The organism is Agrobacterium sp. MS2, from assembly GCF_003261015.1.
Taxonomy (GTDB): Bacteria; Pseudomonadota; Alphaproteobacteria; order Rhizobiales; family Rhizobiaceae; genus Agrobacterium; species Agrobacterium pusense.
Genome location: NZ_QLNF01000086.1, coordinates 196,371 through 217,936 on the forward strand (window position 1 = coordinate 196,371; position 21,566 = coordinate 217,936).

General features: G+C 60.0%; 18 protein-coding genes. 7 read left to right on the plus strand and 11 right to left on the minus strand.

From position 1 onward, the window contains the following. Positions 1 to 38: 38 nt before the first annotated feature. The 3 genes from DOU54_RS23810 to DOU54_RS23820 form a co-directional block, all read right to left on the minus strand. A complete protein-coding gene (locus tag DOU54_RS23810) occupies positions 39 to 1,217 on the minus strand; it encodes an acyl-CoA dehydrogenase family protein (RefSeq protein ID WP_006698431.1) in 1,179 nt (392 codons plus the stop codon). Further along, entirely contained in the window at positions 1,214 to 2,245 is a 1,032-nt protein-coding gene (locus tag DOU54_RS23815) for an ABC transporter substrate-binding protein (RefSeq protein ID WP_035206899.1), read from the minus strand. Before DOU54_RS23815 ends, DOU54_RS23810 begins: the two co-directional genes overlap by 4 nt. A gap of 109 nt (positions 2,246 to 2,354) precedes the next feature. After that, complete coding sequence (locus tag DOU54_RS23820; RefSeq protein WP_037091315.1) at positions 2,355 to 3,962, minus strand: ABC transporter substrate-binding protein; 1,608 nt, start codon at positions 3,960 to 3,962, stop codon at positions 2,355 to 2,357. Between the two features lie 269 nt (positions 3,963 to 4,231). Between DOU54_RS23820 and DOU54_RS23825 the strand changes: the two genes are divergently transcribed. The 7 genes from DOU54_RS23825 to DOU54_RS23855 all read left to right on the plus strand — a co-directional run bounded on the left by DOU54_RS23825 (position 4,232) and on the right by DOU54_RS23855 (position 11,505). Beyond that, a complete protein-coding gene (locus DOU54_RS23825; RefSeq protein ID WP_004445474.1) occupies positions 4,232 to 5,221 on the plus strand; it encodes an ABC transporter permease in 990 nt (329 codons plus the stop codon). Beyond that, positions 5,218 to 6,213: an ABC transporter permease gene (locus DOU54_RS23830; protein ID WP_004445477.1), complete on the plus strand. Its 996-nt coding sequence runs from the start codon at positions 5,218 to 5,220 to the stop codon at positions 6,211 to 6,213. Before DOU54_RS23825 ends, DOU54_RS23830 begins: the two co-directional genes overlap by 4 nt. Beyond that, entirely contained in the window at positions 6,210 to 7,208 is a 999-nt protein-coding gene (locus tag DOU54_RS23835; RefSeq protein WP_006698434.1) for an ABC transporter ATP-binding protein, read from the plus strand. The genes DOU54_RS23830 and DOU54_RS23835 overlap by 4 nt, the downstream gene beginning before the upstream one ends. Beyond that, positions 7,186 to 8,121: an ABC transporter ATP-binding protein gene (locus DOU54_RS23840; RefSeq protein ID WP_006698435.1), complete on the plus strand. Its 936-nt coding sequence runs from the start codon at positions 7,186 to 7,188 to the stop codon at positions 8,119 to 8,121. Before DOU54_RS23835 ends, DOU54_RS23840 begins: the two co-directional genes overlap by 23 nt. A gap of 18 nt (positions 8,122 to 8,139) precedes the next feature. Further along, the gene (locus DOU54_RS23845) at positions 8,140 to 9,195 is read left to right on the plus strand and encodes an aldo/keto reductase (RefSeq protein WP_004445482.1); all 1,056 of its coding nucleotides are present in this window, start codon (positions 8,140 to 8,142) and stop codon (positions 9,193 to 9,195) included. Between the two features lie 68 nt (positions 9,196 to 9,263). Continuing rightward, positions 9,264 to 10,502 (plus strand): acyl-CoA dehydrogenase family protein, encoded by a 1,239-nt coding sequence (locus DOU54_RS23850; RefSeq protein WP_113731905.1) that lies wholly within the window; start codon positions 9,264 to 9,266, stop codon positions 10,500 to 10,502. Positions 10,503 to 10,533: 31 nt separating this feature from the next. After that, positions 10,534 to 11,505: a LysR substrate-binding domain-containing protein gene (locus DOU54_RS23855; protein WP_113731906.1), complete on the plus strand. Its 972-nt coding sequence runs from the start codon at positions 10,534 to 10,536 to the stop codon at positions 11,503 to 11,505. Between the two features lie 16 nt (positions 11,506 to 11,521). On the opposite strand, the gene DOU54_RS23860 is transcribed toward DOU54_RS23855, so the two are convergent. From DOU54_RS23860 to DOU54_RS23895, 8 genes are all read right to left on the minus strand, one after another. Further along, the gene (locus DOU54_RS23860; protein WP_064263473.1) at positions 11,522 to 12,874 is read right to left on the minus strand and encodes an LLM class flavin-dependent oxidoreductase; all 1,353 of its coding nucleotides are present in this window, start codon (positions 12,872 to 12,874) and stop codon (positions 11,522 to 11,524) included. Positions 12,875 to 12,913: 39 nt separating this feature from the next. Further along, complete coding sequence (locus DOU54_RS23865; protein WP_113731907.1) at positions 12,914 to 14,509, minus strand: ABC transporter substrate-binding protein; 1,596 nt, start codon at positions 14,507 to 14,509, stop codon at positions 12,914 to 12,916. A 38-nt stretch (positions 14,510 to 14,547) separates the two neighbouring features. Next, the gene (locus DOU54_RS23870; protein WP_006698441.1) at positions 14,548 to 14,898 is read right to left on the minus strand and encodes a DUF3088 domain-containing protein; all 351 of its coding nucleotides are present in this window, start codon (positions 14,896 to 14,898) and stop codon (positions 14,548 to 14,550) included. Between the two features lie 442 nt (positions 14,899 to 15,340). Beyond that, on the minus strand, positions 15,341 to 16,930 hold the full coding sequence (locus DOU54_RS23875) for an ABC transporter substrate-binding protein (RefSeq protein WP_113731908.1): 1,590 nt from the start codon (positions 16,928 to 16,930) through the stop codon (positions 15,341 to 15,343). Between the two features lie 33 nt (positions 16,931 to 16,963). Next, positions 16,964 to 18,163, minus strand: coding sequence for a M20 aminoacylase family protein (locus DOU54_RS23880; protein ID WP_113731909.1), 1,200 nt, complete (start codon positions 18,161 to 18,163; stop codon positions 16,964 to 16,966). 90 nt (positions 18,164 to 18,253) lie between these two features. After that, the gene (locus DOU54_RS23885; RefSeq protein ID WP_035206880.1) at positions 18,254 to 19,438 is read right to left on the minus strand and encodes an LLM class flavin-dependent oxidoreductase; all 1,185 of its coding nucleotides are present in this window, start codon (positions 19,436 to 19,438) and stop codon (positions 18,254 to 18,256) included. Continuing rightward, on the minus strand, positions 19,429 to 20,322 hold the full coding sequence (locus DOU54_RS23890) for an NmrA family NAD(P)-binding protein (protein ID WP_113731910.1): 894 nt from the start codon (positions 20,320 to 20,322) through the stop codon (positions 19,429 to 19,431). Before DOU54_RS23890 ends, DOU54_RS23885 begins: the two co-directional genes overlap by 10 nt. A gap of 7 nt (positions 20,323 to 20,329) precedes the next feature. Then, positions 20,330 to 21,397 (minus strand): ABC transporter substrate-binding protein, encoded by a 1,068-nt coding sequence (locus DOU54_RS23895; RefSeq protein ID WP_113731911.1) that lies wholly within the window; start codon positions 21,395 to 21,397, stop codon positions 20,330 to 20,332. Positions 21,398 to 21,566: the final 169 nt, after the last annotated feature.

Sequence of the window (21,566 nt, forward strand, 5' to 3'; positions counted from 1 at the left end):
GACCCTGCTAAAACAGGACCGCCCAATGCCTTCTCCGGTCAGCCGCCGGCTGCCTTGATGCTCTGGCGGCCAAGGATCGTGCGGATCATATGGCTCTGCGGCGCATGCGCCCGTGCCGTGATGGCATCGCGGTGATGGCGCTCAAGATTGTAGTCCCGGCGCAGGCCGCGGTTGCCGCCCAGTTCCAAAGCCAGATCCGTCACCGCCACCGCATTGTCAATCACGACATGGCGAACGGCCAGTGCATCGGTTCCCACTCTCTCCCCGACATCGATATCCCGGGCGACGGACGCAAGCAGGCGTCTGTTCGCCGCCAGCAATACTTCGATCTGACCGAGACCTTCCTGAATGCGGGGGATGGAGGACAGCGGTGCCCCGAGACTCGCCGGAACATGGCCATTAAGATGGCGCAGCAGATCGTCCCGCGCCGAGAGCGCGACGCCGTGATAGACGGAAGCCAGCAGCACGAAGAAATTGTAACCGTCCACTTCATCGCGCCGCAGCGGCTCATCCGCCGGTTGCTCGGCCACGATATCGGCAAGTGGCACCCTGACGTCCTCCAACACCAGATCATGACTGGCGGTGGCGTACATGCCGGTCGCTTCCCATGCCTTTTCCTGGGTGATTCCAGTCGCGTCGAGAGGAACCAGAAGCTGGATGAGGCGCGGCGTCTCTTCCGTCGTCACGGCAAGCACGATCGCCCATTTCAGGCCCGGCAGGCCAGTCACGAAGCTCTTGCGGCCGTTGACGACCCAGACGTCGCCCTCAATTCGCGCCGTTGTTTCCGGCAGGCCGCCATGGGCCGGCGAACCGACACCCGGCTCTGCCTGCGCGTTGTTGAGGAGTGCCAATTCCCGGCCATTGGCGGCCAGCACCCTTGCGGCCAGTGCCGCCGGCCACTTGCCGCGCCGGATCGCGGCATGGACACTATAATGCATGGCGAGGATGAGAGCGGTCGATGGATCGCCCTTGGCGATGGTTGTGATGACGGCATGGGTCGTTTCCATGCCCTCGCCCCAGCCGCCATCCTTTTCAGCCGTGACAAGACCGAGCAGGCCTGATCTGAAAAGCGCCTCGAAATTACCCGCAGCGAATTCACCGCTCTTGTCGTGGTCCGCAGCCGTCAGGCTGAAATCTTCGGCCAGCGCGGTTGCCACGGCGACCGGATCGGCGGGCTGCGCCGACGCGTTCGGAACGGCGGAAAGTGCGACGCTCATGCCACCGCCCTTTCATTCGCCGTAACGAAACGATCATCGATCCAGTCCTCAAGATTGAAGTCGTTTTCGAGAAAGCCCCACTGGTGCAGGAAGTCTTTGTAATGGCCCACGGCACCGACAAGCTCGGCATCGAGGCCAAGGCCAAGATGGCGGTGAACCTCCGCGCCGTTGGCGGCCAGAACCTGTTCTTCCGTCGCCCCAGCCTCACGCGCGATGAAACGGCGCGTCTCCTCTGGGTGCTGCTCCGCCCAGAGCGAGGCTTTGCCGATGGCGGCAACCAGCCGCTCCACCAGATCGGGACGCTCATCGGCAAGCCGCCCATCCACCGTCAACACCCGGGGTGAACCGGAATTGATGCGTATCTTCGGATCGGGGTGAAAACCGAACTCCGCAACCTGCACCGCACCGATCAGGTTCGCGGCGGCGATGCCAGCCGTTCCCTTGACAAAAATCGCATCGACCTCGCCCCGCAGGAGCGCGATGATCTCCTCGCCGAAGGATTGCCGGCGCTTCAGGCCGAACAGCGACGGCCCTTCCTGCGAGGCGAGCACCGAATCCTTGATGACAATATCTGTGAGTTCGATATCCCCGACCTTCAGCCCTTCCAGCGAGAGCGCCGAAACGATGCCCTTCAGCGCCGTCGCCCGCATGAAATCGACGATGCCCTCCGGCCGGCGCGGCACGCCGAAACGGCGACCGACGAGATCGGCAAGCGAACGGATACCGGTTTCCGGCAGGGTAATGATCGCCTGAAACTCATCCGTCCACGTCACCCCGATGAGACGCGTATTGCGCCCTTCCGAGCGGGCACGGATAGGCGGCACATTGCCGCCATGGCGGAACGACCATTCCAGCGTGTGGTTGAAATGGCTCTGGCGAACGGAGCGGTCAGGTGAGTCGATGATGGATTTCAGCGCTATGCCGGCCTCTTTGAAGGTCTGCTCGAGATAACCCAGCTGCGCCGCGAGCCCCACTGGCGTGGGCACCGGGCAGCGTGTGTACCAGATTTCAGAAAGTGACGTGCTCATGGAATGGCCTCAATGAAACGATGGCACCGGAAAGCGAAGCTGCGGCGCCCGTCGGCTGAAGGGAGACATCCCGGCCCGCCGCAGGGGCGAGCCGGGTCTGGTGAGACGATCAGGATGCGGCGATATGCGCGAAGGCGAGGCTTCCCGCCACACCTTCGGCACCGATGGTGTGATCGGCGATACGCTTGTTGTAGATGGTGATTTCAGGTGCTGCGACGATGTCGATGGCCGGCACATCCTCGACGAGGATCTGCTGGATCTCCTTCCATTGCGCAACGCGCTTGTCGGGATCGATCTCGATGGCGGCCGCTTCAAGAAGTGCATCCACCTTGGGATTGCTGTAAGCCGCGCCATTGGAGAAAGGCACGCCCTTCTTGAAGTTCTTTGACCAATAAAGCCGCTGCACACCCACGGTCGGATCGAAGAGATTGCTCATGCCCTCATAGGCAAAATCGAAGTCGCGATCCGTGTAGATACGCTTGGTGTAGGTGGCGAAGTCCTGCGTGCGCACTGTCACATCAACGCCGACTTTCGCCAGCGCCTGGCGAATATAATCTGCGCCGCGCGGATAGGCCTCGGTGCTCGGCACGTAATCCAAATTGAGCTTGAAACGGATGCCATCGGCACCACGCTTGTATCCGGCCTCATCGAGCAGCGCTTCGGCGGCCTTCAGATCGATCGGATAGGTCTTCAGATCATCCACGAACCATTTCGTGAGCTTCGGATTGATCGGCCCGGTGATCGTCGCGCCGTAACCATAGTTGACGGTGTTGAAGATGACGTTGCGGTCGATGACATGCGCGAAAGCGCGGCGCACGCGAACGTCCTTGAAGACATCCTTTTCAAGGTTGAACTCCACGCGGCTGATCGAGTTGGTATATTGATAGCCATTGGTCTCGAAGCCGAGGCTCGGAAGCTCCTTCAAACGGTCGAGATCGCTATAGGCAACCGGGGTGCTGGGCGCGAGATCGATTTCGCCTGTTTCAATGGCAATCGCGCGGGCGGAAGCATCAGGAATGAAGCGTACGATGAGCTTGTCGAGATAAGGGCGCGGCGCATCCCAATAATCGGCATTGCGCTCGAAAACGATATGGCTGCCGCGTACCCATTCCTTGAACTTGAACGGGCCGGTGCCAACGGGTGCGAGATTGACCGGGTTTTCGGTCACTTTCGTCCCTTCATAGAGGTGTTTCGGCACGATCGGCGTTTCAGCGGCGGCGAGCGCCGTAATGAGGTAGGGCGCGGGCTTGGAAAGCACCAGCACCGCCGTCAGCTCGTCCGGCGTCTCGACGGCAGTCAGATTGAGGAATGTGTTGCGGCCGCGCGGATGCACTTCCTTGATGGCGTTGATGGAGAACGCCACATCGGCGGATGTGAAGGGCTTGCCGTCATGCCATTTAACGCCGGGTCTCAGCTTGAAGGTGTAACGCAGGCCATCCGCGCTCACATCCCATGATTTTGCCAGCAGCGGCTTGGGATTGAGATCGAAATCATAGGTCAGCAGACCCTCGGTGACCTTCGGTGATATATAGACGGAATTATAGGCCGTGTGCGCAATCGTCGTCAGCACCGGCGGTTCCGACGAGATAAGCAACGTGGCTGTTCCGCCACTGGCAGGCTCTGCCGCGCGAAGCTTCAGCCCAGGCAAAGACACCACGCCAAGGGCGACCGACGCCAGCAGAAATCCCCGCCGCGTCGTCTGGTTGAAAACAGTCATGCGATACCCTCTCCTTGATTGAACCGGCAAAAAACCGGCGAAACTGAACTCTTGCGCTTGGGAAGAAGTTTGTTCCTCGGACGAGAACGAGATTGGGATAGTGAACCAACCATTCTCAATAATGGGAATTATCTTTTCTTTATGGCGCTATTTTCCGTAAATTTCAGAAAATAATTCTATTACTCTTTGACAAATTCCATAAAATTAGTCAACTAATGTTCGTGCCTTCACCAGCGGATTTATGTTTTAACGATTGCGGACTGGAGCCGATGTCAAATTCGAAAAGGATTTTATCGCAGGCGAAACGGGTGGCCATTCAGGCCGTCCCGACGGTTCTCGGTATCGTCATTCTGAACTTCTTCCTGCTGCAGTTAGCGCCGGGCGATGCCGCAGATGTGCTGGCTGCGGAAGCGGGTTCGGCGACCGTCGAAACCATGGCGGAAATCCGCAATCGTTTCGGGCTGGACCTGCCGGTCCTGCACCAGCTGATGAATTATCTCGGCAATCTCGCCCAGTTCAGCCTCGGATTTTCGCCGCGCTACGGCATGCCGGTGGCTGATCTCATCGGTCAGCGCCTGCCGGGCACGCTTGCCTTGATGGGCGCGGCGCTCGGCATTGCGATTTTCGTCGGCGTGTTTCTCGGCTCCATCATGGCGCTTTTCTCCGGCAAGCTGCCTGATCGGATCATTTCCATCGGCTCGTTGATCTTTTATTCCGTACCGGGTTTCTGGATCGGGTTGATGCTGATCCTTACCTTTTCGGTGAAGCTCGGCTGGCTTCCCTCGGGTGGCGACAGCACCATTGGCAGCAGCCTCACCGGGTTTTCCGCCCTGCTGGACCGGCTGCGCTATATTGTCCTCCCCGCCCTGTCGCTGGCACTTTATTTTCTGGCGATCTACGCCCGCCTCACTCGCGCGGCGATGCTGGAGGTGAAGTCGCAGGACTATGTGCGCACCGCTCGTGCCAAGGGCGTTTCACCGATCAGGCTGACCACACGCCACATTCTGCGCAATGCGCTGATCCCCATCACAACCATGGCCGGCATGCATATTGGCGGCCTGCTTGGTGGTGCTGTCGTGGTCGAAACCGTATTCAGCTGGCCCGGCCTTGGCCGCCTTGCTTTCGAAGCCGTCATGGCGCGGGATTTCAGCGTTCTGCTCGGCATTCTGCTTCTCTCCTCCCTCGTCGTTATCATCGTCAATGCAGCCGTGGACCTGTTGCAGGCATGGCTTGACCCCCGCATTGGAGAAAGCCGATGAATTCCTCCCATACATCAGCGGTTCTCGACACGGCCGAACTCGGCGCTGAAGAAACCAGCCCCAAACCGAAGAAGCCCGAAGAAAAGACCTGGCCCTATATCCATGCGCCGGATGCGCTCTCGGCCCGCTCCGTTTCCGTGCCCCGGCGCGGCCTGCGGCGGGAACTGAAAATCTTCCTCACCAATCCCAACGCCATCGTAGGGCTGCTGTTTCTCGCGACCGTCATCGTTACCGCGCTGATCGCCCCCTTGATCTATCCCGGCGATCCCCTGGAAATGGTGGCCCGCCCGTTCCTGTGGCCCGGCCAGAACGCGGCCTATCCGCTTGGCACAGATTCAATGGGCCGGGATGTTCTGGCAGGCATCGTGCATGGTGCGCGCATCTCACTCACCGTCGGTGTCGTGGCGACACTGATCGGGCTCACCATCGGCATCGCGGTTGGTGCTTTCGCCGGTTATTTCGGCGGCATCATTGACGATATCCTCGTCAAGCTCATCGAAATCTTCCAGACCTTGCCGAATTTCGTGCTGCTGGTCGTGCTCGTCGCCATCGCCCAGCCTTCAGTCACCACGGTCACCTCGGCGATCGGCATCATCACCTGGCCACTGGTGGCACGCCTCACCCGCGCGGAATTCCGCGCCATCCGCGAGAAGGACTACGTGCTTGCCGCGCGCAGCCTCGGTTACGGCCATGCGCGCATCGTGTTTCAGGAAATCCTGCCCAACGCGCTGCCGCCGATCATCGTCACCTCCTCGGTCATGGTAGCGGGCGCAATCCTCATGGAAGCAGCACTTTCCTTCATGGGCCTTGGTGACCCCAACCGCGTTTCCTGGGGTTCGATGATCGGGTCTGGCCGCGATGTCATCCGCACCGCCTGGTATCTGACCGCCCTTCCCGGCCTCGCCATCGTCTTCACCGTCATTTCGCTTAACCTCATCAGCGATGGCCTCAACGATGCGCTCAACCCCCGTTTTTCGGAAGAACGCCGATGAGCAAACTGATTGAAGTCCATGATCTCTCCGTCAGCTTCGGCTCTGCCCAGCCCGTCAAAGGCGTCAGTTTCGATGTCAGCCCCGGTGAAATGCTGGCGATCGTCGGAGAGAGCGGCTCGGGCAAATCCCTGACGGCGCTCGGCCTGATCGGCCTCCTGCCCTCCCACGCCAAGACGGGCGGGCGGGTTCTGCTCGAAGGGCGCGATCTGCTGCCGCTTTCGGAAAAACAATGGCGCGGCATTCGCGGTCGCGATATCGGCATGATCTTTCAGGAGCCTATGACCTCGCTGAACCCGGTTCTGACCGTTGGCGAACAGATCATCGAGGTGCTGCGCATCCATGAGAAGATCGACCGGCATCAGGCCCGCAAACGGGCCATTGAGCTCCTAGACCTCGTCAACATTCCCGATGCCAGCCGTAGAGTGGATGATTATCCGCACCAGCTGTCCGGCGGTATGCGTCAGCGCGTGATGATCGCCATCGGCGTTGCCTGCAATCCGAAACTGCTGATTGCCGACGAGGCAACGACGGCGCTCGACGTGACGATACAGGCGCAGATACTCCAGCTGCTCGACAATCTGCGCCGTGATCTCAACATGGCCGTCATCCTCATCACCCACGATCTCGGCATCGTGGCGCAATGGGCGGACCGGGTGATGGTGATGTATGCCGGACGCAAGGTGGAGGAAGGGCTGCCGGAACCGGTTTTCTCCAATCCCTACCACCCCTATACGCGTGGCCTGCTTGCCGCCTCGCCGCGCGCCGAAGACGGCCAGCATTATCGCGATGGGCCGCTCATCGAAATTCCCGGCTCCATCGTTTCCGCCACGGGGGAACGCGGCTGCGCCTTCCGGCCGCGCTGTCCGAGCGCCCGCGGTTTCTGCGGGCAATATGTACCACCGCTGAGGCAGATTTCAGACGGCCGTTACGCCGCCTGCCCCTTCGTTGCTCCAACATCTCAGGAGATACCCAATGGCGCTCTTGTCGGTGCATAGTCTTTCCACCCATTATACGGGCGGACGCGGCACGGTGCGCGCCGTCGATGACGTGTCGCTTGATATCGAGGCGGGTGAAACCGTTGCCCTGGTGGGCGAATCCGGTTGCGGCAAGTCTTCGCTCGGCAAGTCCCTGATGCGACTGGTCGAACCGTCTTCCGGCAGGATCACCTTCAAGGGTGCGGATGTGACCGCAATGACATCGTCCGAACTGCGCGGCATTCGCCGCCGCATCCAGATGATCTTTCAGGATCCTTTTGCCTCGCTCAATCCCCGCCAGACGGTGCGCACCATCCTTACCGGGCCGTTGAAGGTGCACGGCATAGGAGACCGGGCGCGCCAGCGGGAGATCGTTGAAGCCATCGTCGCGCAGGTGGGCCTGCCGGCGGATTCACTCGACCGTTATCCGCATGAATTCTCGGGCGGCCAGCGCCAGCGTATCGGCATTGCCCGCGCACTTGTTCTGGAACCGGAACTGGTCGTCTGTGACGAGCCGGTCTCGGCGCTCGATCTTTCGATACAGGCGCAGATTCTCAATCTTCTGGTGGAGATGAAGAAGCGGCTTTCGCTGTCCTATCTCTTCGTCTCGCACGACCTTTCCGTGGTGCGTTATTTTTCCGATCGTGTGCTGGTCATGTATCTTGGCAAGATCGTCGAAAGCGCGCCCACATCGGAACTCTGGGCATCCCCGAAACACCCCTATACCCGCGCGCTTCTCGCCGCCGTTCCGGATCCCGCCCGCCGCAAGCAGGCGGCCCCCATTTCGGGCGATCTGCCGAGCCCGCACAATCCGCCATCCGGCTGCCGGTTCCATACACGCTGCCCGCTCGCCACCGATCTCTGTCGCGAAAAAGCACCTGACTATACCCTTTTCGGCAAGAACCACGCCGTGGCCTGCCACCATGCCCAATAAACTGAAGGAGCAACCATAATGGTCGACTATCGCTATCTCGGACGCAGCGCGCTGAAAGTTTCACCGCTGAGCCTCGGCACGATGATGTTCGGAGGCCCGACGCCGGATGACGTGGCCTTCCGCATCATCGACAAGGCTCGCGAACAGGGCATCAATTTCATCGACACGGCCGATGTCTATCATGATGGAAAGTCGGAAGAGGTCGTGGGGCGCGGCATCAAGGCCACGCGCGATCACTGGGTTCTGGCCACGAAATTCGTCAACTCCCATACCAAGGGCCCGAACCTTGGCGGCCATTCGCGCAAATGGGTGATCGAAACGGTCGAAAATTCGCTGCGCCGCCTCAACACCGATTACATTGACATCCTCTATTTCCACCGCGCCGTGTTCGATGCGCCGCTGGAAGAGCCGGTGCGCGCCATTGCAGACCTCATCCGCGCCGGCAAGCTGCGCTATTTCGGCGTGTCGAATTTCCGCGGCTGGCGCATTGCCGAAATTTCGCATCTGGCCGACCAGCTCGGCATCGACCGGCCGGTTGCCAGTCAGCCGCTCTATAACATCGTCAACCGCACGGCCGAAGCCGAGCAGCTGCCGGCGGCCAATCATTATGGCCTTGGCGTGGTCTCCTATTCGCCGCTCGCCCGCGGTGTGCTGACCGGCAAATACCAGCCGGGCGAACAGCCGGGCGCCGATACCCGCGTCGGCCGTGGCGACAAGCGCGTTTTGGAAACCGAATGGCGTCCGGAATCGGTCGAGATCGCCCAGAAGGTCGCAGCGCATGCCGCTTCGAAGGGTGTTTCGGCAGCCGATTTTGCACTCGCCTGGGTGCTGAACAACAAGTTCGTCACCGCCGCCATCACTGGCCCGCGCACCGAAGAGCATTGGGACGGATATATTCGCGCACTCGATGTGAAGATCGATGCGGAAGATGAAGCGCTGGTCGACAGCCTCGTCACGACAGGCCATCCCTCCACACCCGGTTTCAACGATCCGAGCCACCCCGTTGAAGGCCGTGTGCCGCGCAATCTTGAAGCCGCGCACCGCCCGGCGCTCAAGCCGCGCGCGGTCGCCTGATCGTCCAGAAGACCATGCCTGCGGCGCGCTGTGCCGCAGGCCCTCACATCCGCTCAGGGAAAACCGCAATGTCCACTCCGAAACTGCAGACAACCACCACCGACAATTCCGGCGTACCGAGCCGTGACGAGATTCTGGCCCGGGCCAGGGACATTGCGGCTGTTGCGGCAAAGGATGCCGCCCGCCGGGAACGCCAGCGGGAACTTCCTTACGATATCTTCGCCCTCATCAAAGAGGCGAAGATCGGCACCTTGCGTATTCCCGAAGCCAAGGGCGGACCCGGCGGCTCGATTGCGGACTATATCGAGGTGCTGATGATCCTCGGCGAAGCCGACAGCAATATTCCGCACGCGCTTCGCAGCCATTTCAATTTTACCGAAAACCTCGCTCTCACACCCATCGAGCTGGAAGACCGGCGGCATCTTGAACACGTGCTCGCCGGCAAGCTTTTCGCTGGCGCCAGCACCGAACAGGGCACCAAGCGCCCCGGCGAAATCACCACACGGCTCAGCGCCGAGGGCGACCGTTACCGGCTGAACGGTCGCAAATGGTATGCAACCGGCACCGCCTTTGCCGATTTTGGCACTTTCAGCGCTATCGGCGATGACGAGCAACCAATCGGCGTGCTCATTCCGCTTGATCGCCAGGGTATCACCATCCTCGATGACTGGGACAGCATGGGCCAGCGCATGACAGCGAGCGGCGGTGTTCTGCTCGAGAATGTCGAGGTGCTGCCGCATGAATTGACGACCCGTAAGCTCGGCAGCCAGATTGGCCGGCACAGTTCGGCCATGCGGCAGCTGCACCTCGCCGCTTCGGCCGCTGGCGCCGTTCAGGGCGCGCTGAATGATGGCGTGGAGTATGTTTTGCGCCAGGCGCGCACCACGCTTCACAGCAGCGCCGAAACCGCCAATCAGGACCCCTTCGTGCAGAAGATGCTCGGCGAAATCAGCGCCGGCGCCTTCGCGGTGAAAACCCTTATCCGCGAAGCAGCCCGAACGCTCGACCGTACCGCGGCCGCCTTCGCCACCGGCAATGAAGAGGCGATCGAGGCGGCGTTGCTGGAAGGCTCGCTCGCCACCGCCCGCACCCAGATCATTGCCTCGCAGCTGTCGCTGACCGTTGCCACCAACCTTTATGAACTGGGGGGCGGTTCGGCGACATCCACCGACCGGAATTTCGACCGTCACTGGCGCAATATCCGCACCGTCTACAATCACAATCCGCTTGCCCACAAGGCGCGGGTGATCGGTGATTATTATCTCAACGGCACCACGACACATCTCAGGGAAGGCCGGGTGTTCTGACTGTGCGGAAGCCGCCAAAGGAGAAGCAGCAATGAGAACGGAGTTTGTCGCTCCCGCCGGCGGCCGGACAGCTTTTCGCCTGCCCACGCTTTCCCGCCTGCCGCCGCTGACGGCCCTGCGCGCCTTTGTCGTGGCTGCGCGCCACGCCAGCTTCTCACGCGCGGCGGAGGAGCTGCATGTTTCGACCGCTGCCATCGGCCAGCAGGTCCGAATTCTCGAAACCCACCTCGGCCAGCCGCTTTTCAGCCGCCAGCGCGGTGAATTGGTGCTGACCGATGCCGGCAGCGCACTTTATCCCGGTCTGGCGGACGCTTTCGAGACCATGATCGGCAGTCTTTCCGACCTGATGGTTTTGAATGCACGGCCGCAGTTGAAAGTTCTGGCGGAAGGTTGCTTTGCCGCCCGCTGGCTGGCGCCGCGGCTGGGAAGCATCGTTCCGGCTCTCGGAGACGTCGAACTTTCGATCGAATCCATCGAGGGCGATACCGTCGATCTCACCCATTTTGATGCCGATTGCGCCATCGTCGCCACCGCCGCCCAAATTCCCGGCTTCATTCATGAGCCGCTATTTCCCGATACCGTCAGCGCCGTCTGCACCCCCGATTTTGCAGCCCGCCATGGCCTTGCGGACGAACCGGAGCGGTTGCGTGATATCGGCTTTGCGCTGCTGCGTGGTAATGGCCTTGACCCGGCGTTTGAGTGGGCGAACTGGCTTCGCGCCTGCCGCATTCCGCTCAGGCTTTCCGCAACTGGTCCGCGTTTTTCACGCCAGACCGCGCTGATAGAAGCGATCTCATCCGGGCACGGCATAGGCCTGGTGCGTCATTCGCTGATTTCGGAAGAACTGAAAAGCGGCCGCCTGATCGCTCCTTTTGGCTCGCCGCAGCCGACCGCCAGCCGCTATCACCTCCTGACCAGTCCTGACAGGCGGCGGCTGCCGGAGGTCGCATCTCTACTCGCTCTGTTGCGCGAGGATATGCGCGCTCTTGAGGCCGCCGCCTGAACACGCCCGTCCCACCTCAGGCGCGTTCCTTTTGCGGCTCTTTCGCCACGTAAATATTGTCAGGTCGTGGCAGACCGTAGTGATCACGCAACGTGTCGCCCTCATAATCCTCACGGAAGAGGCCTCGTTGTTTGAGGATCGGCACCACCTCGTCCACGAAGAGATCAAACCCGCCATTCAGCCATGGCGGCATGATATTGAATCCGTCGGCAGCACCCTCGCGAAACCAGGTCTCTATCCAGTCCGCTACCTGTTCCGGTGTGCCTGATATGACCTTGTGACCACGCCCGCCGGCAAGCCGGTGAAGCAATTGCCGGATCGTCGGGTTTTCCCGGTCGATGACGTCGAGAACCAGCTGATGGCGGCTGCTGTTCGCCTGCGCGCGCGTCGCTTCCACGGCCTCCTGCGGCAGCGGCCGGTCGAGATCGGCCGATGACAGGTCTATGCCCGTGATGCGCTGCAATTGCCCAAGCGAAAATGCCGGCTGGATGAGATCGTTGAAGGAGGCCTCAAGGTTTCGTGCCTCCTCTTCGGTTGATGCGATGAAGGGGCTGATGCCGGGTAAGATTTTCACATGGGCGGGATTGCGCCCCGTGGCTGCCACACGCCGCTTGATGTCGGAATAAAAAGACCGCGCACTCTCCAGAGTCTGATGCGCGGTAAAGATTGCCTCAGCATAATGGGCGGCAAAACCGCGGCCTTCCTCCGAGGAGCCTGCCTGAACATAGACTGGCCGTCCCTGCGGTGAACGAGGCACATTCAATGCGCCCCGCACCCGATAAAATTCGCCATCGTGATTGGCGGGATGGATGCGATCTGTTTCGGCAAACAGTCCGCTTTCCTTGTCGGCGACGATGGCATCGTCTTCCCAGCTGTCCCAGAGCTTTGTCACCACATCGACGAACTCGATGGCCTGACGGTAACGATCGGCATGCGGCGGGTGCTTCTGGAGGTTGAAATTGCCGGCCGCTGCATCCGCCGAGGTCGTAACGATGTTCCAGCCCACACGGCCGCCGCTGATATGATCAACAGAGGCAAACAGCCGGGCGAGATTATAAGGCTCATAATAGGTGGTCGACGCCGTGGCGATGAAGCCGATCTTTTCGGTGACGGCGGCGAGCGCCGCCAGCATGGTGATCGGCTCCAGCCGGTGGCGGGCGGCATAGCGGATATTGGCATCCAGCACCGGCGCATCGGCAAAGAAGATCGCATCCAGCTTCGCCGCCTCGGCCTTGCGGGCGATATCCTGATAAAGCCTGATATCGGTGACGCGGTGCGGCTCCGAATCCGGATGCCGCCAGGCCGCTTCGTGATGTCCGCCCGGATAGATGAAGGCGTTGAGAACAAGCTTTTCGGATTTTCTGCTCATGGAAATGACCTCACTGCTCTAAGAACCAACTGCGGCGGCTCACGCCTCCTTCGTCAGCCATGCCCTGGCCAGATTGCCGCCGAGACCTTCGGCCCCCGTCGCATAATCCTTGATGCGCACGCTGCCGACGACCGGCTGGATGGGTGCGACGAGATTGATGACGGGAAGATCTTTCGCGACAACGGCCTGAAATTCCTTGAAGAAGGCAGCGCGTTTCTCGATGTCAGGCTCCACGGCCGCCGCTTCCAGCAGCCGGTCCACCTCCGGATTGGCGTAGTGGCTGGCATTTGAGAATGGCAGGCCGATCTTGAAGTTCTTGCTCCAGTAGACGCGCTGGACGCCGGCCGTCGGATCGAAAGTGTTGGACAGGGATTCCACCGAAAGGTCCCAGGCGCGGTCAGTGTAGACCACCTTCACATAGGTGCCGAAATCGAATTTCTGGATATCGGCCTCAATCCCGATCTTCGACAGCGCCTGCGCGATGAAATCCGAATAGGTCTGCGGATTGAACGGGTTGGTGGTGACGCGGAGCTTGAAACGCTTGCCGCCCTCCTTGCGCGGGAAACCGGCCTCATCCAGCAATTTTTCCGCCTGCTCGACGTCGAACTTGGCAAAACCGATATCGGGATTGTGGAACTTTGCAAGACCGGGGCTGATCGGCGTCGGCGATGGCACGGCGTAACCGTAAAGCACGGTATCGATGAGCGCCGGAACATCGATGGCGTGGGCAATGGCCTGCCTGACCTTCAGTTCCTTCAGATATTCGTTCTCAAGATTGATGACCAGCTGGTTCTGCTGGCCGGCATAGGCATAGATGCGGTCATCCACCTTCAACGTCGGGATTGCTTTCAGCCGCTCCAGGTCGGCGAGCGCCACAGGGTTGGGGCCAATATCCCCTTCCCCGGTTTCCAGCGCCGCCGCGCGGGCGCCCGCATCGTTGATGAGGCGAATGATTACGCGCTCCAGATAGGGGCGCGGCGCATCCCAGTAGTCGGCATTTTTCTCCAGCAGGATATGGCTTCCGGGCACCCATTCCTTCAGCACGAAGGGGCCGCTGCCGATGATCTGGGCAGGCTTGGGATTGTCGGTCGGTTTGAAGGTTTCGAAGATGTGCTTCGGCACGATGGGCGATTCAGAGGACGCAAGCGCGGTAATCAGGCCCGGCGCCGGCTTGGAGAGCTTCACCTTTGCAACCAGCGGATTGGAAGTATCGACGCTCTCGACATTCGCAAACGTCGCCCGACCGCGCGGATGGGCCTCTTTCAGCCGCAGAATGGAAAATTCCACATCCGCCGATGTTACCGGTTTGCCGTCATGGAATTTGGCCTTCGGCTGGAGGTAGAAAACATATTCCAGTCCGTCCGCCGAAACGCTCCATTCCCTCGCGAGGCTCGGCTTCGGCGAAAGCTCATAGTCATAGGTCAGAAGCCCATCATAAATCTTCGAGCCGATGAACTGCGGTCCGCCCGCGCTTGTATTGATGGCCACCAGCTGGGTCGGCTCAGGAAAATAAACGATCTTGAGCGTGCCGCCCGAAACCGGCTCTTCGGCCGCGGCGAAAGAACCGCCCGGGAGCGCCACGAATGCGCCGGCAGCAAGTGCGATCTTATGAAACTGGCGTCTGGAAATGGTCATGTCTGTCTCCGAAAAATCCGATATGCGGGGGCGGCAACTCAATGAAGCTGCGGGAACCCGTGGCGCTCGGCGAGGATTTGCAAAATGCGTTTGGTGTCCTGAATGAAATGCGTCTCGCCCTTGACCGTGACGTCGGCAGGCGCGTCGCCGGCGAAGATGAACAGCGGCAGCGACTGATTTTCCTCCCCCACTACGGCGATAACCGCCTCACGTGGGCGCTGGAACCCGACGCGGTGGACGTCGATCCCAGCGGCAAGGTCAGGAAACGCGGCGAGCAGACCCTCGATCTGGTTACAATGCGGGCAGACGAACCGGACACCGGGGTGCTTGGGGTCTTCAAAACCGGGAGCGATCAAAAAAAGCGTATCCTTGGCCATGGCATCCATCATGTGAGGGTGAGGTTTCCAGCTCACAGTGCAGGCGGCCATAGCGCGGGTCCAGAAAGCAATTCTTGCTTGGAAACGAAGAAAAGCTTTGCGCTAAATTATTGATGAAATTGATTTTTTCGAAATTTTCGTGGATGGTATCGCTGTTTCACCCGATCTGTCTCATGCGCAAAGTTTTTCCCTGAAACAGGCTTGCCGCGCGAAGGTGCAAACAGGATGGAGGGTGGGTTTCGCCAATAAAAAACCCGGCAGAATTGCCGGGTTCAGGTGAGATGCTGTTGGCGTAAAACCTCTCCTTCGTCATGCTCCGGCCTGTCCCGAGCATCTGCGATCTACAAGGCGTAGGATGCCTTGGGAGATCCTCGGTGCAAGACCGAGGATGACGTTGAATGCGGAGAAAAGTTCGTCATAACTTTCGCGCCGCAGGGTGATCGGATTTCTGTCCTCACTCGCTTTTCCAGGCCGTCGCCAGATCGCCATAGGCAATGTCGATGGTCGTCACGAGCGATTTCAGGCTGGTGTTGCGTAGAATGACGGTCGGCAAAGCAACGATCGAAAAATTCGGCAGGTCATCGCCGACGACTTTCTGGATCTCATGGAACTGCCCGGCCCGCTTCGTTTCATCAACCTCGATGGCGGCCGCCCGGAAAAGATTGTCCACCGTAGGATTGTTATAGTGGGCGGCGTTGACATAAGGCGCGGGGTTCTTGATGCCATCGGACCAATAAAGACGCTGCACGCCCGCTGTCGGATCGAACAACCGGCTGATGCCGTTCACCGTCAGGTCGAAACCGCGCTCGGTATAAACGCGCTTGATGAAGGTGGCGAGATCGCCTTCGACGATATCCACCTTCACGCCGAGTTTGCCGAAGGATGAGCGGAGATATTCGGACGTTTTACGGAAGACGTCGGACGGCAGAAAGGCGAGCCGCAGCGAAAAGCGGGTGCCATCCGCGCCCTTCGGATAACCGGCCTTGTCCAGCAACTCATTCGCCTTGGCGAGATCGAAGGGATAGGTGAAAGGCTTTTCGTCGTTATAGGCGGTGAAGACTGCCGGGATGTTGGAACCGGCAGGTTTCGCCGTCCCGAAGAAGATGGCGTCATTGATGAAATCGCGATCGATGGCATGGGCCAGCGCGTGACGCACCTCCTTCTTCGCCAGAATTGGGTTCTCCAGATTGAACTCGAACACGGCCGCATTGTTGAGATAAGCGTCGGTATAGACCTCCACAGCCAGTTTCGGATTTTGCCGCAGGCGCTCAAGGTCGCTGTAGGAGACGTCGGCGGTGTAATCCGCCTCACCCGTCTCCACGGAAATGGTGGTGGAAGCCGCATCGGCGACGAACCGTGCCACGAAACCGTCAAGGTAAGGCAGATCGGCCTGCCAGTAATCCGGGTTCTTCTTCAGCTTCACATAGCTTCCGCGTTTCCATTCCTCGAACACGAAGGGGCCTGTGCCGATTGGCGCATTGCCGTTCGGGCTTTCATTGTAGTTTTCCGAAGCATAGGCATGGGCCGGCAATATGGGCGTTTCGCCACCCGTCAGCGCGCGCAGAAGATAAGGCGCGGGTTTGGAAAGCACCACCACGGCCGTCAGCGGATCAGGCGTTTCGATATCGGCAACATTGGCGAAGGTGATGCGCCCCCGTGGTCCGACCTTCTTGAAGGCAAGCAACGAAAACTTGACGTCCTGCGACGTGAAATCCTTGCCATCATGCCATTTGACGCCCCTGCGCAGCTTGAAAGTGTAGCGCAGCCCGTCGGCCGATGTTTCCCAGCTTTCCGCCAGAACCGGATGCGGTTTGAACTCGCTGTCGAACCGCACCAGCCCCTCCAGGATTTTCGTGGAAATGGCTCGGGTGCGCGTATTGGAATCGGAAAGCGGCACCAACGTCGTCGGCTCGCCGAGACCCGCAAGAGTGACGATGCCGCCCTTTTTCGGCGTTTCCGCGGCCAGCGCCGGCAGGGATGGCAGCAACGTGGCTCCGGCCAGGGCGGCACTCAGAAGCAATGTCTTACGTCTTGTAATATCCATGGATGTTTCCTCTTACAGACTTGTTTTTAAATTTCAGGCAGGTTTCAGCCGAGTTTCCACCAGCCGCGCGAACAGGGTCGCACCGACGGGCAGGATGTCGTCGTCAACGATGAAACCGGGATTGTGGGCAGGTACCGTGCCGGAATGGCCAAGGGTGAAAAACGCACCTGGTGCGTGTTTCAAAAGATCGGCAAAATCCTCGCTGCCCATGAAGCGGCCGGGCTCGGTAGAAACGCGTTCATCTCCCAGAACCTCGCGCGCCACGCCGGCAACGATTTCCACTGACACGTCATCATTGGTAAGGACCGAGAAGATGTCGCGAATATCCACCTCAGCAGTCAGGCCGTAGGCAGCAGCGATGTGATCCGAGATGGTGCGGATGCGGCCCCTTATGGTTTCGCGCACGCTGTCGGAGAAGGCTCGCACTGTTCCGGCAATCGCGGCCGTTTCGGGAATGACATTATAGGCTGATCCAGCTTCGATCCGCGTGATCGACAGCACGGCGGGATCGGTGGGCGATACGTTGCGGCTGACGATGGTCTGCAGCGCCTGGATCAGCTCACCCGTTGCCGGCACCGGGTCGCGGGAGACATCGGGATGCGCGGCGTGAGCACCCCGGCCCTTGAGCCGGATGTCAAAGAAATCCGCACCAGCCAGAATGGTGCCCGGCGAAACCTTGAGGTGATTGGGCGCGGCACGGGTGGAATTGTGGAGCCCGTAAATCTCGTCGACCGGAAAATCCTTGAACAGCCCATCGGCAATCATGGCGCGCGCGCCGCCCAGCCCCTCTTCGGCAGGCTGGAAAATGAACACCACCGTGCCGGCGAAATCGCGGGTTTCCGCCAGATAACGGGCGGTGCCGAGCAGGATGGTGGTGTGCACATCATGCCCGCAGCCATGGAACTTTCCGGGGTAGACGGACGCATAGGGCAGACCGGTTTCCTCGGGCATCGGCAGGGCATCCATATCGGCCCGGAGCCCGATGGAGCGATTGCCCGCATGACGGCCGCGTAGCACGCCAACCACGCCGGTCTTGCCATAACCGCGATGAACCTCGATGCCCCAGGAAGCAAGCTTTTCAGCGACGATGCCTGACGTGCGAACCTCCTCGAAGCCGATTTCGGGATGCTGGTGCAGGTCGTGGCGGATGGAGACGAGCTCGGGAACAAACGTCCCGATCCGGTCGATGATTTTAGGGGCGGGTGTTTTAACGGGATCGACGGCGATATTCACGGTATCTCCTCAGGACAAAAAATATCGTTCTCGCAATCGGACGATTGCGAAGGATTGGCTTCGGATAGGAAAATCAGGGCTGGAAAGGCGTCAGAGCCTCAGGCCCGCCTCCTTCATCAAGGGCAGAATACGCTCGGCGAAATAATCGAGGTCTTCGCGGAAATCGTAGAAATTCAGCTGAACGCCATCGATCCCCGCCTTCTTCAGGCCGACAAGCTGCTCGACCACCTGTTCCGGCGAGCCGATGATTTCGATATTGCCACCTAGATTGCGGCCCTGCTTGTGGCGTGCATCACCGCGTCCGCGCCAGGCATGGGCGTCGCTGTCGTAATTGTTGGTGGCGAAAGCACGCGTGCCGGGCTGCGGCTTTCCGGCCTCGATGGCATCGGCATAGGCGATCGCCTCCTTCTCCGTATCGCGACTGACAATGATCGGATTGATGATCGTCTTCACCTGCCGGCCATAGGCTTTGGCGCGGTTCTTGATGGTGGCGACATGATCGGGAAGCGTTTCGAGCGCACTGTCTATATGCGCACCGCCCGGCGAAGTGACGAAAACCAGATCGGAATGACGGGCGGCGAAATCGATACCGGCGGGAGAACCCGTCGCTGTCACCAGCGGGGGGCGGCCGAAGGCGGGCTTCGGCGTGATCCAGCCATTGTTGATCGCCCACGGGTTGAGCTTGCCTTCATAAGTGAAGTTTTCGGTTTCTCCCCAAAGGCGGTGGAGCACATCGAACAATTCCCCCGCCATGTCATAACGCTTGTCATGATCGATCCGCTGCCAGCCGAACATTTCATGTTCGATGGCACGGTGGCCGGTGACGATGTTGATGCCCCAGCGCCCTTTGGCGATATGATCCAGCGTCGCGCCATATTTGGCGAGATGCAGCGGATGCAGGGGGCCGTAAAGAACGTGGATGGTGGAGATCAGCAATATGCTCTTCGTCACCGCCGCCATCGCGCCAAGCGCAATGAAACTGTCAAGCGAGGATTCACCGTCATAACCACCCTTCGGCAGCCATTGCGTGCGACTAAAGGCGATTTCGAAACCGAGCTCTTCGGCACGCTTCACCAGCTCGACATTGTAATCGAAGGTCCAGCTGTTGCTGGTCGGCAAGCTGGAGAAATTGATATCCTGCAGATTGAGGAACAGACCGAGCATCAGGGGCTGCTTTATGGCGCGACTGAGCGGGCTGTTGTCGAAATCAGCCGGGCCTTTCAGCTCAAGACCTTTGAGCTCAGAATCTTCGGGTAATGGAACAGTCAGCGCCATGTCTTTTCTCCCTCGGAATGATCGCCCTGTGGGGCAGTCGCCAGCCGCGCGCGCAGATAATCTTCGACACTGCGGGGCTGGCGGCCGGTGATATGGTAGATGGCGTCGGTGATGGATGCGGCGAAACCTTCGCGGATGAGTTCTCCGAATTCACCGATCGCCGTCTGTTCGAAAGCGCCGATATGCGGCGGAAAGACGGGGGCAGCATGGTGCGAAACGCCAACGGGCCGATGCAGGATACGGGCCGCAATGCGGGCAATTTCCAGCGCCGTCAGCGCTTCGCGTCCGGTCAGCACCAATGGGCCGACGAGCGGTGCGCTTGAAGCCAGAGCCTGTACAGCGACATCGGCAATATCGTCGGCATCGATGAAGGAGACCGCCGCATCGCCGAAACGGGCCGGCACGTCCTCGCCCTTGCGAAGCGCGGCGACAACAGGCTCCAGCGCAACCTGCATCCAGGCGTTCGGCCGCAACATCGTATGCGCGATGCCGCTTGCCGCCAGATATTGTTCCACCTCGCCATGCGCCGCTCCCGAAATCGAGCGTGCAGCATTTCCAATAGTCCAGTCGGAACCGGATATTTTCACGATCCGCGATATACCGGCGGAGAGAGCGGCATCGATGACCGTCTTCTGGTCTGCCGCCAGCGTCTCCCCGATGGGCGAAAGCAGAAACACCCTGTCGGTCCCCTGCGCTGCCGCCTTCAGGCTGGCCCGATCGGAAAAATTACCCTCCGCAATCTCGACCCTGTCGCCCCACAGCTTCAGCGCGTCTTCGCGCCGGCGGGTCAATACCCGAACCTCCGCCTGACGTTGCAAAAGACGGCTGACGACCCTTTGCCCGAGCTTGCCCGTTGCACCCGTTACAAGAATGATGGCTGCCATGATGTTATCATCTCCCAACAATATGGTGCGCGGTATCCTGCGGTGCAGAAAGGGCGCGTGGATCGGCCCAGTCCTGGACATCGAAATCTTCGGGAATGAATTTCCATTGCAGCAGGAAATCCTTGAAGTGACTGAGCGCATCCAGCTCAGCCGGATCGAGATCGAGTCTCAGATTGCGATATACGTCCGGGCCATTCGCAGCGAGAACCGCCTCCTCGCTGACGCCGATCTCGCGAGCGATGAAACGCACGGCCTCCCCCGGATTGTCATTTGCCCAATCCGCAACGCGCTGAACCGTGGCCACCAGTTCCGCTACCAGATCCGGACGCTCATCGGCAAAAGTGGCGTCCACGGTCAGGGGACGCGGCGTACCGTTATTGATGCGGATCTTCGGAGCAGGGTGAAAACCCGTCGATACCACGACCTGCGCGGCGATGAGATTGGCGACAGTGACGCCTTCCGCGCCCTTGACGAAAAATGCATCGATTTGGCCCCGGTGTAATGCTGCGATTTCCTCGCCATAGGGAAGCCGCCGGCGCAGACCGTGGAACCGTTCCTCCGTCGGGCCGAGCAGCACGGGTTCTTTGGCAGCAAGCTCGACAAGCTCGACATCTGCGATGGAAAGCCCCGAGACCGTCAATGCCGACACGATGCCCTTGAGCGACGTGGCACGCTGGAAATCGATGATCTCGTCCGGGCGCTTCGGCAGACCGATGCGCCGCCCCTTCAGGTCGCTTCCCTTACTTATGCCACTTGCGGGCAAGGCAATGACGGCCTGGAACTCGTCGGTTCTTGTCAGCCCCACCAGCCGTGTTTTCCGGCCACCGGATTTCGCCCAGATCGGCGGGATGTTGCCGCCCTGACGGAATGACCAGTCCAGCCGATGATCAAAATGACTCTGGCGAATGGCTGGATCGGCCGCATCGCGAATGGAGGAAACGGAGATGCCTTGGTTGGCAAAACTCTGCTCAATCCAGCCCAGTTGCGTTGCGATGGAAAGCGGCGTGGGCGCCGGGCAGCGTGTATACCACACCGTTACGGGTTGGGTTCCCTGGCGAAGAGCGGCGTTGGCCATGGCGTTCGTCCTCGAAATTGCGATCTGGACGGCACGCTACACGCAATAAAACATTTTCTATAGATAAAGTGTACTATTTCAAACGCGATTGAGGAAATTCGTTTCCATCTTACCAGCTCATGCGCCGCGTGGCGGAATATCCTTTCGATAAAAGCAGGATTTCGCCGGG